The following is a 16,693-nucleotide window of genomic DNA, read 5'->3' as shown; positions in this document are numbered from 1 at the left end:
TTATGAGGTTTCAAAATTAAAACGAACTAAACCATCCTCATCTATCTCTGTGAGTTCTATATTATGTAATGTATTTACAAGTTCTGGATTCCAAGGTGTTTTTACTTTCACATAATTTTCTGTAAACCCTTGAATATATCCTTCTTTATTTTCACTTTCAAACAAAACCGTTCGGGAGCTTCCTAACTGGCTTTCATAAAAAGCACGACGTTTTTTAACCGATAAACCACGTAACATTTTACTACGCTTGCTACGCACATTTCCTGCAACAACACCGTCCATTTCGGCTGCCTCCGTATTATCGCGTTCCGAATAAGTAAACACATGTAAATATGAAATATCTAACTCGGTTAAAAAATGATACGTTTCTAAAAAATGTTCGTCCGTTTCTCCAGGAAATCCAACAATAACATCCACACCAATGCAGGCATGTGGCATCACTTCTTTTATTTTATTTACACGATCAACATACAGTTCACGCATATAGCGGCGTTTCATTCTTTTAAGAATCTCATTACTCCCCGATTGTAAAGGAATATGAAAATGCGGTACAAATGCCCTAGATTTGGATACTAAATCTATAGTTTCATTCTTCAATAAATTAGGCTCAATTGATGAAATACGTAAACGCTCAATACCTTCCACTTGATCTAATTCCGTTACTAAATCTAAAAAAGTATGCTCGTGTTTTTTGTTTCCGAATTCGCCTTTACCATAATCGCCAATATTAACCCCGGTTAAAACAATTTCTTTTATATTTTTTTTGGAAATTTCACGAGCATTTTTCAATACACCTGCCATTGTATCACTACGCGAAATACCACGAGCCAAAGGAATGGTACAATAGGTACATTTATAATCGCATCCATCCTGCACCTTTAAAAAAGCACGAGTTCTATCGCCTATAGAATAAGAACCTACATAAAAATCGGCTTCCTCTATTTCGCAAGAATGCACTTCGCCAAAATCGTTTTTAGACAAATCGTTAATATAATCCGTAATTTTAAACTTTTCGGTGGCACCAAGTACTAAATCAACCCCGTTTACATCGGCTAAATCTTGTGGTTTTAATTGCGCATAGCATCCCACAGCAGCCACAAAAGCATCCGGATTGGCCTTTTGCGCTTGCTTAACAATAGTTTTAAAACGCTTATCTGCATTTTCGGTTACCGAGCAGGTATTTATAACATAAATATCAGCTTTTTCAGAAAAATCGACGCGATCAAAACCTTCATTATCAAAATTTCTAGCAATAGTAGAAGTTTCAGAAAAATTCAGTTTACAACCTAGGGTATAAAATGCAACTTTTTTATTCATTATATTTTGGGAGCCTTGACTTGTTTCAGGGTCTTATTAAATTTATCTTTACATTTAAAAAGTCTGCAAATTTACAATTTATAAGTTATATGATAAAACATGTTGCGTTTCAAATAACAAACTATATTTCAATTGGTTGCATTCTTTTATGCTTATTTTCTTGTAAAACAGATACGACTACCAATAAAGATCAACTTGTTTTTCGATATAACGAACATAAAAACATAGGATCGCTGGATCCTGCTTTTTCTAAGGATATCGCCGATATTTGGGCTACCAACCAACTCTTTAATGGTTTAGTGCAAATGGACGAAAACCTAAACGTAAACCCTTGCATTGCCAAAAGTTGGACGATTTCCGAAGATGCTAAAACCTATATTTTCAATTTACGCGATGATGTGTTTTTTCATAAACATGAATTATTCGGAAAAGATTCTACAAGAACCGTAAAAGCTTCCGATTTTGAATACAGTTTAAACCGCTTACTCGATAAACAAATAGCCTCACCCGGAAGTTGGATTTTAAACAAAGTAGACCGTTTTAAAGCCATAAACGACAGCCTTTTTCAAATAAAACTAAAACAACCATTTCCAGCTTTTTTGGGGTTATTAACTATGAAATATTGCTCGGTGGTTCCTAAAGAAATTGTGGAGCACTACCAATCCGATTTTAGAGCAAACCCTATTGGCACAGGTCCTTTTAAATTTAAACGTTGGGAAGAAAATATTAAACTCGTTTTTAGAAAAAACAACAATTATTTCGAATACGATGAAAAAGGAAAGCCTCTACCGTATTTAGAAGCGGTTGCCATTACTTTTTTACCAGACAAACAGAGTGAGTTTATGCAATTTGCTCAAGGAAATATCGATTTTGTATCCGGATTAGACGCATCATATAAAGATGAAATTTTAACCGCCAGTGGAGCATTACGCGATAAATATGAAAAAAACACAACCCTCATTCGAGGCCCTTATTTAAATACCGAATATTTAGCGTTTTACATGGATTCTGAAACACCAGAAATACAGTCGAAATTATTAAGACAAGCAGTTAATTATGGATTCGACCGTAAAAAAATGATGATCTATTTACGTAATGGGGTTGGCATTCCTGCAAACGGTGGTTTTATCCCGAAAGGACTACCCGGCTATAACGAAACGGCAGGGTTTAGCTATAAACCCGAAAAAGCTAAACAACTTATTGAACAATTTAAAAAAGAAAGCGGGATTCCAAACCCTGAAATTACCATAACAACGATTGGTAATTATTTAAGTTTTTGTGAATTTATACAGCGTGAGCTCCAAAAAACAGGACTTACAGTAAATATTGATGTGATTCCGGCAGCCACTTTAAAAGAAGGAAAAGCGAATGGCAAACTCGATATGTTTAGAGCCAGTTGGGTGGCCGATTATCCCGATGCTGAAAATTACCTTTCTCTATATTACAGTAAAAACTTTGCGCCACATGGCCCAAACTACACACATTTTAAGAATGCCTTATTCGATACGTGGTACGAACGCGCTTTTACAGAAACCAAACCTAAAAACCGAGCCCTACTTTACAAAAAAATGGATTCTTTAGTAATGCAAGAAGCACCTATTATCCCCATGTTTTATGATGAAGTTGTACGTTTTACACGAAAAAACGTTACTGGTTTAGGGATTAATCCTATTAATTTATTGGAATTAAAAAGGGTGAAAAAACAAGATTAATTAGACATCAAAAGGAGCTCGCGGCTTATCGTATTTTTGAAACACCGCTTTATTCAGATTTTAATAAATCGTCCAATAAATTACGTACGCTGTCGCTATTCCAATTAGCAGCCCCTGTTTTATCCATAACGATATGCCCTTTTTTATCAATAATATAAGTTTGCGGAATACTACTAGTTTGAAGCACTTTTGGCGCCTGAGTTAACTGTTGATGAAATTTAAAACTATAGTCATTTTTACTTTGGAAGTTAGTAATGGCTTTAGCTTCTTCATTTGAAACAAGCAAAAACACGACACGATCGCTATAATCTTTATATAAATGATCGATACTTGGCATTTCTGCAATACACGGCGGACACCAAGTAGCCCAGAAATTAATAAAAACAACCTTGCCTTTTGCTTCTTTAAAATTGAAACGTTGCCCTTTGGAATCGATTAAATCCCAACCGGAATAGGACGCTAAGGTTTCCTGTTTATTCTCGCTAATTTCCGAAGGACTAATTAAAGCCAAACCTTTATGTAAAAACACCTGTATAGGCAATCGCGTTTGTGGAATAATTAATAACACAATTAGAATAACAAAAATAATATTGCTAATAGAAAACTTTGTTTTTTTCATAACACAACTTAAAAATTATAAGTCGTAAACAACACAAAAAAACCAACTCGATACTACGAGAAATATTATTAATTATGTGTCACCACTTCATCAATATTACATTTTTGAATTCCAGGTACTTTACGACGTATTCAATTATTTTACTAATACCTTCTATACTTTTGAGTGTCTTCAAAAACTTGTTCCAAGATGGCTTTATCTTGATCGGAGAACTCAACTTGTCGTCGTTCCATAACCTTTTCACAAACTTCAAAAGCCTTTTTTGTTCCGTATGTTGAAAAACCGCTACTGCCACCCCAAGAAAAACTCGGCACAAAATTACGTGGAAATCCAGTTCCAAAAATATTCACACTTACCCCAATAACAGTACCTGTATTAAACATGGTATTTATACCACATTTACTATGATCTCCCATCATTAGTCCACAAAACTGAAGCCCTGTTTTTGCAAAACCTTCCGATTGATAATCCCATAAACGCACTTCGGCATAGTTGTTTTTTAAATTCGAATTATTAGTATCGGCACCTAAATTACACCATTCCCCAAGCACTGAATTCCCTAAAAATCCTTCATGTCCTTTATTAGAATACCCAAAAACAACAGAGTTACTTACTTCCCCACCTATTTTACTAAATGGCCCGATAGTAGTTGGTCCGTAAATTTTAGCGCCCATTTTTATTGTTGAAGATTCACATAATGCAAATGGCCCACGAATAAGCGCACCTTCCATTATTTCTGCATCTTTAGCGATATAAATAGGTCCATCGGTTGCATTAAGGCTTACAAATTCAAGTTTGGCACCTGCTTCTATAAAAATATTTTCGGGTGCTATTAATCTATTAGTATCAGAAATAGGTTCCGATTCGCGATCTGCCGTTAATAAATTAAAATCTTCTTGAATGGCTGCTTTATTTTTTTTAAAAATATCCCAAGTATTTTCAATTTTTATAACCTCCTGATGATATTCAATAGCATCATAGCTATCAAAATCGATATCCTCTTGCCCTTCTACAGCATAAAAAGCAATAACATCTTCATCTTGAAAAATAGCTTGATTTTCTTTTAAATCTTTAATTATTTCAACTAAATCCGGATTTGGAAGGTATGATGCATTAATCATAATATTAAATTCCATTTCCACCATTGGGTATTTATCTGCCAAATAATCTTCCGTTATTGTAGTCGTTGTACAACTTAAATAATGCTCCCATTTTTCACGAATGGTTAAAACTCCCACCCTAATATCTGCAACAGGACGCGTAAAAGTGAAAGGCAATAAATTGTTTCTTGATGGTCCGTCGAAAAGTATATAGTTCATAATACGTTTAAAAAGATAAAATTTCGGAGGCGTACTCCAAAAAAACTCTTTGTTAATTATTTCAGTAAGTAATTTACGTTCTTTTTTTAATTAATCGATATCGATTAATTAAAGCTTAAAATTAAATATTTAAATCTAAACAAAAGCTTTATTATTCGGTTTTTTAAATCCATTAATGAAGTAAACATAAAAGCCTAAACATTAAAAAATAATATTTAGGCTTTTGTGTTTATAATATAAAACCTATTACTGGTTTTAACGTCATCACATGACTATTAATACTTTGCAAAAAGTTCTTTATATTCTCTTAAATCGGCAATATTACCTTTATTGTTCAGGTTTTTTGTAAGTGCTATTAAATACTTTAAACTTTCTACTGGCGTATCCAATTCGTTTACAGCTGGAGCTTCTTCTTCATCTAAAGGCTCATCATCAAGAATAGGAATTAGAAAGGTACTATTGGCTTCCAAATGCTCATAAGTATACCTTAATATTTTTACCACCAACGGTACTTTTTCTTCTAAAGCATAAGCTCTTAATTCCTTAATATCATCGATTAATGTTTCTTTATTAATACCTGACTTATCCAGATCTTTAAGAATTTTATCGACTAATTTATTTGCTTTTTGATTTTCCAACTGAGATAATATTATATGATTAATAAACGTATTCTATTTGCAAATTTATATTTTTAAATTACTTTTTACACTATAAGCGTCTTAAAATAATACAAAAAAAAAGCTTCTCATTTCTGAGAAGCTTTTTAATATCATAAACTTTAAATCAATTAAAGTGCAGCAACATGTTTTGCTAAACCAGACTTAAGGTTAGCCGCTTTATTAGCATGAATAACATTTTTCTTAGCCAATTTATCTAACATAGATATAACTGAAGGATAAAATGCCTCAGCTTCACTTTTATCAGTTAACTCACGTAATTTTTTAATAGCATTACGAGTAGTTTTATGCTGATACTTATTAGTTAAACGCTTTGCTTCGTTACTTCTAATTCTTTTTAATGCTGACTTATGATTTGCCATTTTGTTTTTCTTAATTTTTTAAATTGTAGCCCGTAGGGGAATCGAACCCCTCTTACCAGGATGAAAACCTGGCGTCCTAGCCGATAGACGAACGGGCCATTATTTTTTGAGTGTGCAAATATAAAACTTTATTTTTAATCTGCAAATTTATTTTTTTAAATACTTTCAAATAACTTACAATGTTTTCCATTGCGGGTGCAAAGATACATCTTAATTTAAGTTCTGCAAGTATTTTTTAAAAACTTTTTTACTTTTTTTTAATTAATAAGCCTTTGCAAATAACACGCGTCCTTTTGATGGTTTTCCCGAATACACGCACTCACCTGCTTCTTCTTTGAAATTCAATGGAATACATCTAATGGTCGCTTTTGTAATCTCTTTTATCTTATCTTCTGTCTCTGTAGTACCATCCCAATGTGCAGAAATAAATCCTGTTTTATTTTCTAAAACATTTTTAAATTCTTCAAAAGAATTCACTTCTGTAATATGAGAATTTCTAAAATCTAAAGCTCTTTTAAATAAAGCGTCTTGAATTTCTTTTAATAGAGCATCAATAACTTCTGTTAAATCGGCTAACGGAACAACTTGTTTTGTTAACGTATCACGTCTAGCAACCTCAACCGTACCATTTGCGAGGTCTCTGGCTCCAATAGCAATACGTAAAGGCACACCTTGTAATTCGTGTTGTGCAAATTTCGCCCCTGGTCTGTGTGTGGTTCTATTATCAAATTTAACCGTCATGTGTCTTTCTCGTAAATCGCTCATTATAGTATTAGCGACTTCGGTAATAGCGTTTAAATCTTCTTCAGACTTATATATAGGAACAATAACCACTTGATTAGGTGCTAAGCTTGGAGGTAAAACCAACCCAAGATCATCACTATGCGTCATTATTAAAGCGCCCATTAATCGTGTAGAAACGCCCCATGAGGTTGCCCAAACATAATCTTGTTTCCCTTCTTTATTGGCAAATTTAACATCGAATGCCTTCGCAAAATTTTGTCCTAAAAAGTGAGACGTTCCTGCTTGCAGTGCTTTTCCGTCTTGCATTAAAGCTTCAATACAATAAGTTTCATCGGCACCAGCAAAACGTTCGCTTTCTGTTTTCACCCCTTGTACAACTGGAATAGCCATAAATTTTTCTACAAATGTGGCATATACATTATTCATGGTTTTTGCCTCTGCCAATGCTTCTGCTTTTGTTTCGTGAGCAGTATGACCTTCTTGCCATAAAAATTCAGCTGTACGCAAAAACAAACGTGTTCTCATTTCCCAACGCACCACATTGGCCCATTGATTAATAAGTAAAGGTAAATCGCGGTACGATTGCACCCATCCACGAAACGTATTCCATATAATAGCTTCGGAAGTTGGTCTAACAATAAGTTCTTCTTCCAATTTAGCCTCTGGATCTACACGTAACTTCCCAGGTTTATCAGGATCGTTTTGTAATCTATAATGTGTAACAATGGCACATTCTTTAGCAAAACCTTCGGCATTCTTTTCTTCTGCTTCAAATAAACTTTTAGGAACGAAAAGAGGAAAATAAGCATTTTGATGTCCTGTTTCTTTAAACATTTTATCTAATTGCGCTTGCATTTTCTCCCAAATAGCATAGCCATAGGGCTTAATTACCATACAACCTCTAACGGCCGAATTCTCTGCCATGTCTGCTTTTACAACCAGTTCGTTATACCACTTAGAATAATCTTCCGCTCTACTAGTAAGTTTTTTGCTCATATTGATGTTTTGGCACAAAAATTGTGATTATGTTAAATAATAAAATAGTTCAGCAAAACTAACTATTTTTGTAATGTCCAACAATAAAATTATACAGATATGCAATTAAATAGCTACTTAAAACAAAAAATGCCAAACTTAGCACTCCTTGCTTTGTTAATTGGCTTGTCATCTTGTGGCTCATATCAATACGTAGGTGTTGACAATGATGGGATTTATGGAGATGAAACTGTTCGCGTTGTTCAAAACGAAGCAGTCATTGATGCACCAAGTTATTCTAATAGTGAATATTATCAAAATTATTTCAAAAACGGGGCCTTAGCAACCGAACAAATGATAGAAAACAGCGAAATATTTACGGATATTGACAACTACGAAAGTAATAATTACGCTGAAAATGATGTTATTACAGATGATAGCAACTACCAAAACGATTACCAAGGCTATGCAGGATGGGGACAACAAACCGACAACGTTACTATAAACTATATAAATAACGGTTGGAACAATTATGGATGGAACACTTGGGGATATAATAGTTGGGAATGGAACCTTTACAACAATTGGGGATATAACAGATTTAACAGTTGGGGCTATTATAATCCTTACAGATACAATCCTTATTTTGGCGGTATGTTTTATGGCGGTTGGGGTTATAGCCGGCCTTGGTATAATAATGGATTTCACGGATACTACGGCAACGGATACAATAACAACAGATACTACAATAACAGAGTGTCGTATAGCGCTAGTAGAAGAGGTTCTTATGCAACAACATCTCGCCGCACCAACAGTTTAAACACAAGCGGTACAACATCACGTAGAAGTACTGTATCAACTCCATCATCATCACGAAATTCAACTTCAAAATACAATACAACCACAAGAAGAAGTAGCACAGCTGTAACTTCTGGCAGTAAAAACACAACGGTAAGACGAAGTACGACACCCTCTACAAGTACTGTGAGAAGAAGTAGCACGACAACCACGAGCACTTCAAGACCTAGTACTACCGTAACACGATCACCATCTACAAATTCAACAACAAGATCAACATCAACAACAACTAGACGTACCTCTACATATACACCATCAAAAAGTAGTAGAACATCAACACCTACATATCGTAGTAGAACATCTACTAGTTCAAGAACCTATACACCAAGTACTACAACGAGAAGTTCATCTAGCCGCTCCAGTTCGGCTTCAAGATCATCAAGTAGTGGAAGACGTCGTTAATTCATACTAAAAAAAAGAACATTATATATGAAAAAGTTAAGTTTACTAGCCATAGGATTACTTTCTATGTCTACTATATATGCACAAGATATTACTGATGCCCTAAGATACTCGCAAGACGAAGTTATGGGAAGCGCAAGATTTAGAGGGCTAAGTGGTGCCTTTGGAGCCCTAGGAGGTGACATGAGCGCCGTTAGTATTAACCCAGCAGGCTCTGCTGTTTTTAGTCAAAGCCATGCCGCTCTATCTTTTGTAAGTGCCGATAAAAATAATAAGGCAACTTACTTTGGCAACACCCAAAAAACTAATGATTCTAAATTCGATTTAAGTCAAGGTGGGGCTTCTTTCGTATTTAGAAACAATAACAACAATTCGCCTTGGAGAAAATTCACATTAGGTGTTGCTTATGATAGAACTAATGACCATAATGATAGTTGGTATGCTGCGGGAATCAATACAGCAGACGACGGACAGTTTAGTAATTCTATAGCAAGTTATTTTTATGATTATGCCGACGGCAGACGGTTAGATCAAATTTCAGCTTCATCTAATGAATCAATTTCAGGAGCTTACGCAAGAATTAACAGTCAATATGGTTTTGCCTATCAGCAAGCTTTTTTAGGTTTTGAATCTTTTATTTTAGAACCCGATGATTTAACTGATGATGCAAACACAACATACACAGCCAACATCAATACTGGTAATTTTGAACACCGTTACACCAATATTGAAACAGGTTATAACGGAAAAATAAGCTTTAATTTTGCAACACAATATGAAGATAATTTATATATAGGTGTAAACTTAAATTCTCATTTTATTGATTACCAAAGAACCACATCGCTTCTTGAAGATAATAATAACGGGGGATTAATAACCTCTATTGATTTCGATAATTCATTATCTACCACAGGAAACGGTTTTTCTTTACAAGTGGGAGGTATTTTAAAAGTGACTCCAGAATTTAGAGTGGGATTAACATATAGTTCTCCTACTTGGTACACTATAAAAGAGGAAACAACTCAGTTTTTAGATACTAGCGAGTTATTAAACCAAAACATTGATGCTTTAAATCCGAACGTAATAAACGTTTATCCAGAATACAGATTACAAACCCCTGCAAAATACACAGGAAGTTTAGCCTATATCTTTGGTAGAAGCGGTTTAATTAGTTTCGATTATTCAAACAAAAATTATGGCAACACTAAATTTAAAATAGGAAAAGGTTTTAATGATCCACAAACAGAAACTGAGTATGCCTATTTAACCGGAGACATGAGCAACGAATTAACCTCAGCGTCAACTTACCGCCTTGGTGGTGAATATAAAGTGAATCAAATCAGTTTTAGAGGTGGTTACCGATACGAAGAAAGCCCTTATGCCAATGGCGTTACGGTTGGCGATTTAAACGGGTTTTCACTAGGTCTTGGTTATAACTTTGGAAACACAAAACTAGACGTTACCTTCGATCAAGCTAAACGCTCTTACCAATCTACCATACACAATCTTGGCTTGGTAGATATTGATAATAAAAATTCGAATCTTACACTCTCTTTAAGCTTCAATATTTAAAACTTAAACAGACCACAAATACTATAAAAAGCTTAAACCATAAAACGTTTAAGCTTTTTTGTTTTTTATTGTAATATATCCATAAAAAAACAGACCAATTACAAATAACAATTATCTATTAAGATAAAACGTAATTACTTATCTTTGCAGACTAAAAAATAGATTTTTTCACATATGAAAATTGAAAATAATATTGAAGAATATGATGCTATAGGTGAAAATCATATTGGCACTTCTTCAGACACGCCGTTAAGAGATGATGCATTCGAACGTTCTGATTCTGAAAAAATAGAACTTATTAAAGCCGATGTACGCCATATCATGGAAACTTTAGGCCTAGACTTAACAGACGATAGCTTAAATGGCACGCCAAATCGTGTTGCAAAAATGTTTGTAAACGAAATTTTCAGTGGCTTAGATCCTAAGAAAAAACCCAAAGCGTCCACGTTTGATAATAAATACAAATACGGCGAAATGCTTGTTGAAAAAAATATTACCGTATATTCAACTTGTGAACACCATTTATTACCCATTGTAGGAAGAGCCCATATTGCTTATATTTCTAACGGCACCGTAGTTGGTTTATCTAAAATGAATCGCGTTGTCGATTATTACGCCAAACGCCCTCAAGTTCAAGAACGTTTAACCATTCAAGTTGTAAAAGAACTTCAAAAAGTTTTAAACACACAAGATGTAGCCTGTATAATCGATGCCAAACATTTATGTGTAAATTCTAGAGGTATTCGCGATATTGAAAGTAGCACCGTAACATCAGAATTTGGCGGTAAATTTAAAGAAGAAGCGACCAGAAGAGAGCTTTTAGAATACATTAAAATGGAAACTAAATTTTAGTAAGACTTCCTTCTTAAGAAAGTTTTTAGCCAGAATATTTCATCAAGATTTTTATTTCGATTAACAATAAACTCCACAACAAACCCATGCAACTTTACGAGCATAACCCCATAAAAATATACAATACACTTACAGGAAAAAAAGAAACCTTTAAATCTATTGAACCCGGTTATGTTGGCATGTACGTTTGCGGCCCAACGGTTTACAGCAATGTCCATTTAGGAAACGTGAGAACGTTTATGTCCTTCGATATGGTATTTCGTTACCTAAAACATTTAGGCTACAAAGTGCGTTATGTACGCAATATTACCGATGCTGGGCATTTGGAAAATGATGCCGATGCTGGTGAAGATAAAATCACTAAAAAAGCGCGCTTAGAACAAATAGAACCTATGGAAGTGGTGCAACGCTACACCGTAGATTTTCATAATATATTAAATACTTTTAATTTTTTACCGCCAAGTATAGAACCTACGGCAACGGGACATATTATTGAACAAATTGAACTTATTTCCACCATTATTGAAAATGGATTTGGATACGTAGTAAACGGATCGGTTTATTTTGATGTTCATAAATTCAATGAATCTCATGAATACGGCATACTAAGTAAACGAAAGGTAGAAGATTTAATACATAACACCCGCGAACTCGACGGACAAAGCGATAAAAAAAATCCACAAGATTTTGCCCTTTGGAAAAAAGCAGAACCACAACACATTATGCGTTGGCCTTCACCGTGGAGCGATGGTTTTCCAGGTTGGCATTTGGAATGTACTGCCATGAGTACAAAATATTTAGGGGATCAATTTGATATTCACGGTGGTGGGATGGATTTAAAATTCCCGCACCACGAATGTGAAATAGCACAGAATGAAGCTGCCAAAGGCAAATCGCCTGTAAATTATTGGATGCACGCCAATATGTTGGAATTAAACGGACAACGTATGTCTAAATCTACTGGAAATACTATTAATCCTGATGAATTACTTTCGGGAAACAATAACTTTTTTAGTAAAGCCTACGCACCAAGTGTCATTCGTTTTTTTATAGCACAATCCTCATACCGCAGTGTACTCGATTTAACCGATGCCGGTTTATTAGCCAGTGAAAAAGGGTTTTACAGATTGATGGATGCCGTTAACTTATTAGAAGATTTAAAAGCCTCTGAAACATCATCTATCGACATCAACGCATGGAAACAATCTTGTTACGATGCGATGAACGACGATTTTAATTCGCCTATTTTAATCGCTCATTTATTTGAAGCTGTTAAATATATCAATCAAATAAAAGAAGGTAGCGAAACAGTTTCTGCTGAAGATTTAAACACCTTAAAAGACACCTTAAACAGTTTTGTTTTTGATGTCTTAGGTTTAGAAAATACGGCTAAAAATGATTCTGGAACCGATAAATTATCGGGAGCTGTAAGTGTTTTAATAAAATTAAGACAAGAAGCTCGTGCGAATAAAGACTTTGCTTTATCGGATAAAATACGTGATGAATTAGCCGAAGTTGGTATTGTTTTAAAAGACGGAAAAGACGGCACCACCTATTCGGTGAACTAAAACAGCCCTTTCCTGAATTTATAGGAATTCACATTTTAAGATTTGAAATATGATGTTGAAAAAAATTTTAATAGCACCGTTTTTATTTATAATAAAGGTCTATCAAAATTTGATATCACCATTAACACCGGCAACCTGTAGGTTCCATCCTACTTGCTCCCATTACGCCAAAGAGGCGCTACAAAAACACGGATTATTTAAAGGTGGCTGGTTAGCGATAAAACGGATATTTAGTTGTCATCCCTGGGGAGGTTCAGGCTACGACCCCGTTCCGGAAAAGGATGACGACTAACAGTTTCTCATTGTCATTTCGACGTGAGGAGAAATCACATAAAGTTATACTCAAACTTACCGAATCCTGTGTGATACCTCCTAGCGTCGGCATGACATTCTGAATCAAAAATTTAACCGTAACAATAATAGTCGTTGAGCAAAAAAACTCCAAACCTAAACTTTACCTAGATTTTTTTTAATACACACCGAACCCTAATAAAACCTCCCATTGTCATTTCGACGTGAGGAGAAATCACATAAAGCTATGCTCACACTTACCGAATCCTGTGTGACACCTCCTAGCGTCGGCATGACATTCCTAATTAAAAATTTAACCGTAACAACAATAATCATTGAGCAAAAAAAACTGCAAACCTAAACTTTACCTTGATTTTTTTTAATATACGCCCAACCCTAATAAAACCTCCCATTGTCATTTCGACGTGAGGAGAAATCACATAAAGCTATGCTCACACTTACGGAATCGCGTGTGATACCTCCTAGCGTCGGCATGACATTCTGAACAAAAATTTTGACTGCTACTGAGACTGCGACTGCGACTGCGACTGCGACTAAAAATAAAAAACCCATTTCAAACAAAAAGTTTTGCTAGAAACAGGTTTTACAACTTGAATATTAAAAAACTTAAACCTAAGCTTTTACAGGAATCTCTTTTAAAATTTCTAAAACAAACTCCCAATATTTTTGAACCGATGAAATTTGAGCACGCTCATCTGGAGAATGTGCTCCTTTTATTGTTGGTCCGAAACTAATCATGTCCATTTCTGGATAATTAGTACCAAGAATACCACATTCTAAACCAGCGTGACATGCGGCAATATGAGCTTTTTCGCCATGTAATTTCTCGTACAAACCATCTAATACTTTTAAAATAGCCGAATCCATATTTGGTGTCCAACCTGGATAATCTCCATTACACTCAACCTCGCAACCTGTTAATTCGAAAGTAGCCCGCAGCGTATTTGCTAAATCCCACTTAGAACTCTCCACTGAAGACCGTGTTAAACAACCAATTTTTATATGGCCATCTTTTACAATAACTCGCGCTATATTATTTGATGTTTCTACCAAATCCGGAATATCGGCACTCATGCGATACACACCATTCCATGCCGCATAAATAGCACGTGTTAAACCCTCTTGAACCCCTAAATCCATAATATTTTCCGGAGATTCTACTTTAGAAACTACAATTTCTAAGTTAGGCTCCATGGTTTTAAGTTCGGCTTTTAGTAGTGCTTCCTGCTCTTTCATTTCAAGAAGAAAAGCGTCTTCGTGAATTCCATCGATAGCAACAATGGCATTACTTTCACGAGGAATGGCATTGCGTAAACTTCCACCATCTATTTCAGAAATTCGTAAACCAAAATTCTCAAAACCATCAAAAAGGACACGGTTCATTATTTTGTTAGCATTTCCTAAACCTTCGTGAATTTGCATTCCCGAGTGGCCACCTTGCAATCCTTTTACGGTTATTTTATAACCTATTTTAAATTCAGGCGTTTCTTCTTGTTCGTAAGTTCGTGTTGCAGTCACATCGATACCACCAGCACAACCTACACCAATTTCATCATCTTCTTCGGTATCTAAGTTTAAAAGAATACCGCCAGTAAGCAAACCACCTTTTAAGCCTTGAGCTCCCGTCATTCCTGTTTCTTCATCTATAGTAAACAAGGCTTCAATAGCTGGATGTGGAATATCGCTACTTTCTAAAATAGCCATAATCGTGGCTACTCCTAATCCGTTATCGGCTCCTAACGTCGTGCCTTTTGCGCGAACCCAATCGCCATCGACATACATTTGGATGCCTTGAGTATCAAAATCGAATTCAGTATCGTTATTTTTTTGGTGCACCATATCTAAATGCGATTGCATAACGATTGTGGTTCTATTTTCCATACCTGCCGTGGCGGGCTTTTTTATAATGACATTACCCACTTCATCTACCATGGTTTCAAAACCAAGATTTTCACCAAAGGCTTTCATAAAAGCAATAACACGTTCTTCTTTTTTTGACGGACGTGGTACGGCATTTAAATCGGCGAATTTATTCCAAAGTGCTTTGGGTTTTAAATTTCTTATTTCTGCGCTCATTTTGTTTACATTTTAATGCAAAGTTAGCAAAATTACCTAGATATTGGCAGCTACTCCTGATTGAAGTGGCATCCTTTATGCGAACTATTTATTAAACAGCATGCCCTAGCAACAAAAAAGCAATCTTGATGAGAGCCAGAAACAAATTCGGGACGGCTTCGCAGAAAGATATAACGGAAAGCAGGAAGAAACCTTTATAAATTAGAACTGCATTTTGGGTACAAATTTTTAGTATTTTTGAGCTATGTTGAAAGAAAAAAAAACGATTATTGCGCTGTTGCTGATTCCTCAGTATTTTTTTGTGAAATTTTTAGCGGATTACCCCGAATTTGTGGAAGCGTATTACAGTAATGGACTGTATGTTTATGTATCGAAAATGTTTCGGTTTTGCTTGGGTTGGTTGCCATTTTCTTTTGGTGATTTGGTGTATGCTGTGGGATTAATTTATATTATTCGCTGGTTTTTTAAGAATTGGAAACGCTTAAAAACGGATACCAAACAGTGGTTTGTTGATGTGTTTTCGGCGGTTTCGGTATTATATTTTGCTTTTCACTTATTCTGGGGGGTTAATTATTACCGATTACCGCTGCACAAAAGTTTGAATTTAAATGCTGAATATTCTACGGAACAGCTGGTAAAAGTAACTGAACAACTTATTTTAAAAGCCAATGCCTTGCATTTAGAGATTGCAAAAAATGACACGGTAAAAGTTGATGTTCCGCTATCTAAACATGATATTTTAAAGCTGGCTCCCGATGGGTATTTGGGATTAAAACAAGTGTTTCCAGATTTGGAATACTCGCCGCAAAGTGTAAAAAAATCTTTATTTAGTTACCCGCTAACCTATATGGGTTTTAGTGGATATTTAAATCCGTTAACCAATGAAGCGCAAGTTGATGGCTTGATTCCGAAGTTTAAATTTGCAACCACAACAACGCATGAAATCGCCCACCAATTGGGTTTTGCTGCCGAAAATGAAGCGAATTTTATTGGTTGCTTGGCGGCTATAAATCACGACAATATATATTTTAAATATTGTGGCTATACTTTTGGATTGCGCTATTGTTTAAATGAAATTTACCGCAGGGATGAAGCACAATATGAAGCGCTTTCTAAAACCATTAACATTGGCATTTTAAAGAATTATCAAGAAGTCCGTTTGTTTTGGGAAGCGCACCAAAATCCAACGGAACCGTTGTTTAAAAGTTTTTATAATGGCTTTTTAAAAGCGAACAAACAGACAAAAGGTATGAAGAGTTATAGCTATGTTGTGGCGTTATTGGTCAATTATTTTGAATAAAAATGAGAAATTACTAAACATTTCAACT

Annotated in this window: 14 protein-coding genes and 1 tRNA gene; 7 read left to right on the top strand and 8 right to left on the bottom strand. The window is 35.1% G+C overall.

What is annotated here, in order from left to right:
- On the bottom strand, positions 1-1,317 hold the full coding sequence (gene mtaB / locus FQU21_RS10415; protein WP_147677946.1) for a tRNA (N(6)-L-threonylcarbamoyladenosine(37)-C(2))-methylthiotransferase MtaB: 1,317 nt from the start codon (positions 1,315-1,317) through the stop codon (positions 1-3).
- Between the two features lie 89 nt (positions 1,318-1,406).
- Between mtaB and FQU21_RS10410 the strand changes: the two genes are divergently transcribed.
- Entirely contained in the window at positions 1,407-3,029 is a 1,623-nt protein-coding gene (locus tag FQU21_RS10410) for an ABC transporter substrate-binding protein (protein ID WP_147677945.1), read from the top strand.
- A gap of 49 nt (positions 3,030-3,078) precedes the next feature.
- Here FQU21_RS10410 and FQU21_RS10405 read toward each other — a convergent pair whose 3' ends face one another.
- The 6 genes from FQU21_RS10405 to proS all read right to left on the bottom strand — a co-directional run bounded on the left by FQU21_RS10405 (position 3,079) and on the right by proS (position 7,746).
- The gene (locus FQU21_RS10405) at positions 3,079-3,648 is read right to left on the bottom strand and encodes a TlpA family protein disulfide reductase (RefSeq protein ID WP_147677944.1); all 570 of its coding nucleotides are present in this window, start codon (positions 3,646-3,648) and stop codon (positions 3,079-3,081) included.
- A gap of 143 nt (positions 3,649-3,791) precedes the next feature.
- Positions 3,792-4,967 (bottom strand): GlmU family protein, encoded by a 1,176-nt coding sequence (locus FQU21_RS10400; RefSeq protein WP_147677943.1) that lies wholly within the window; start codon positions 4,965-4,967, stop codon positions 3,792-3,794.
- A gap of 275 nt (positions 4,968-5,242) precedes the next feature.
- A complete protein-coding gene (locus FQU21_RS10395) occupies positions 5,243-5,605 on the bottom strand; it encodes a hypothetical protein (protein ID WP_147677942.1) in 363 nt (120 codons plus the stop codon).
- A 149-nt stretch (positions 5,606-5,754) separates the two neighbouring features.
- Entirely contained in the window at positions 5,755-6,006 is a 252-nt protein-coding gene (gene rpsT / locus FQU21_RS10390; RefSeq protein ID WP_147677941.1) for a 30S ribosomal protein S20, read from the bottom strand.
- A 26-nt stretch (positions 6,007-6,032) separates the two neighbouring features.
- Positions 6,033-6,104 (bottom strand) — tRNA-Glu (locus FQU21_RS10385).
- Positions 6,105-6,267: 163 nt separating this feature from the next.
- On the bottom strand, positions 6,268-7,746 hold the full coding sequence (gene proS, locus FQU21_RS10380; RefSeq protein WP_147677940.1) for a proline--tRNA ligase: 1,479 nt from the start codon (positions 7,744-7,746) through the stop codon (positions 6,268-6,270).
- 99 nt (positions 7,747-7,845) lie between these two features.
- On the opposite strand from proS, the gene FQU21_RS10375 reads away from it, so the two are divergent.
- The 5 genes from FQU21_RS10375 to yidD all read left to right on the top strand — a co-directional run bounded on the left by FQU21_RS10375 (position 7,846) and on the right by yidD (position 13,269).
- Entirely contained in the window at positions 7,846-8,985 is a 1,140-nt protein-coding gene (locus FQU21_RS10375) for a hypothetical protein (RefSeq protein ID WP_147677939.1), read from the top strand.
- A 27-nt stretch (positions 8,986-9,012) separates the two neighbouring features.
- On the top strand, positions 9,013-10,557 hold the full coding sequence (locus FQU21_RS10370) for an OmpP1/FadL family transporter (protein WP_187269367.1): 1,545 nt from the start codon (positions 9,013-9,015) through the stop codon (positions 10,555-10,557).
- 174 nt (positions 10,558-10,731) lie between these two features.
- Positions 10,732-11,409, top strand: a complete 678-nt coding sequence (gene folE, locus FQU21_RS10365; protein ID WP_147677938.1) for a GTP cyclohydrolase I FolE — start codon at positions 10,732-10,734, stop codon at positions 11,407-11,409.
- 86 nt (positions 11,410-11,495) lie between these two features.
- A complete protein-coding gene (gene cysS / locus FQU21_RS10360) occupies positions 11,496-12,977 on the top strand; it encodes a cysteine--tRNA ligase (protein ID WP_147677937.1) in 1,482 nt (493 codons plus the stop codon).
- Between the two features lie 52 nt (positions 12,978-13,029).
- Positions 13,030-13,269 carry a membrane protein insertion efficiency factor YidD gene (gene yidD, locus FQU21_RS10355; protein WP_187269373.1) on the top strand — a complete coding sequence of 80 codons (240 nt, stop codon included), beginning with the start codon at positions 13,030-13,032 and terminating at the stop codon, positions 13,267-13,269.
- Between the two features lie 632 nt (positions 13,270-13,901).
- Here the strand turns inward: yidD and FQU21_RS10350 are convergent.
- Positions 13,902-15,365, bottom strand: coding sequence for an aminoacyl-histidine dipeptidase (locus FQU21_RS10350; RefSeq protein ID WP_147677935.1), 1,464 nt, complete (start codon positions 15,363-15,365; stop codon positions 13,902-13,904).
- 244 nt (positions 15,366-15,609) lie between these two features.
- Here FQU21_RS10350 and FQU21_RS10345 point away from each other — a divergent pair, with 244 nt between their 5' ends.
- Complete coding sequence (locus tag FQU21_RS10345) at positions 15,610-16,665, top strand: DUF3810 domain-containing protein (RefSeq protein ID WP_147677934.1); 1,056 nt, start codon at positions 15,610-15,612, stop codon at positions 16,663-16,665.
- The last annotated feature ends 28 nt before the right edge of the window (positions 16,666-16,693 follow it).

This window comes from Algibacter pacificus (genome assembly GCF_008033385.1).
Classification (GTDB): domain Bacteria; phylum Bacteroidota; class Bacteroidia; order Flavobacteriales; family Flavobacteriaceae; genus Algibacter; species Algibacter pacificus.
The sequence above is the reverse complement of the archived record's forward strand: the minus strand, read 5'-3'. Positions and strand labels throughout refer to the sequence as shown.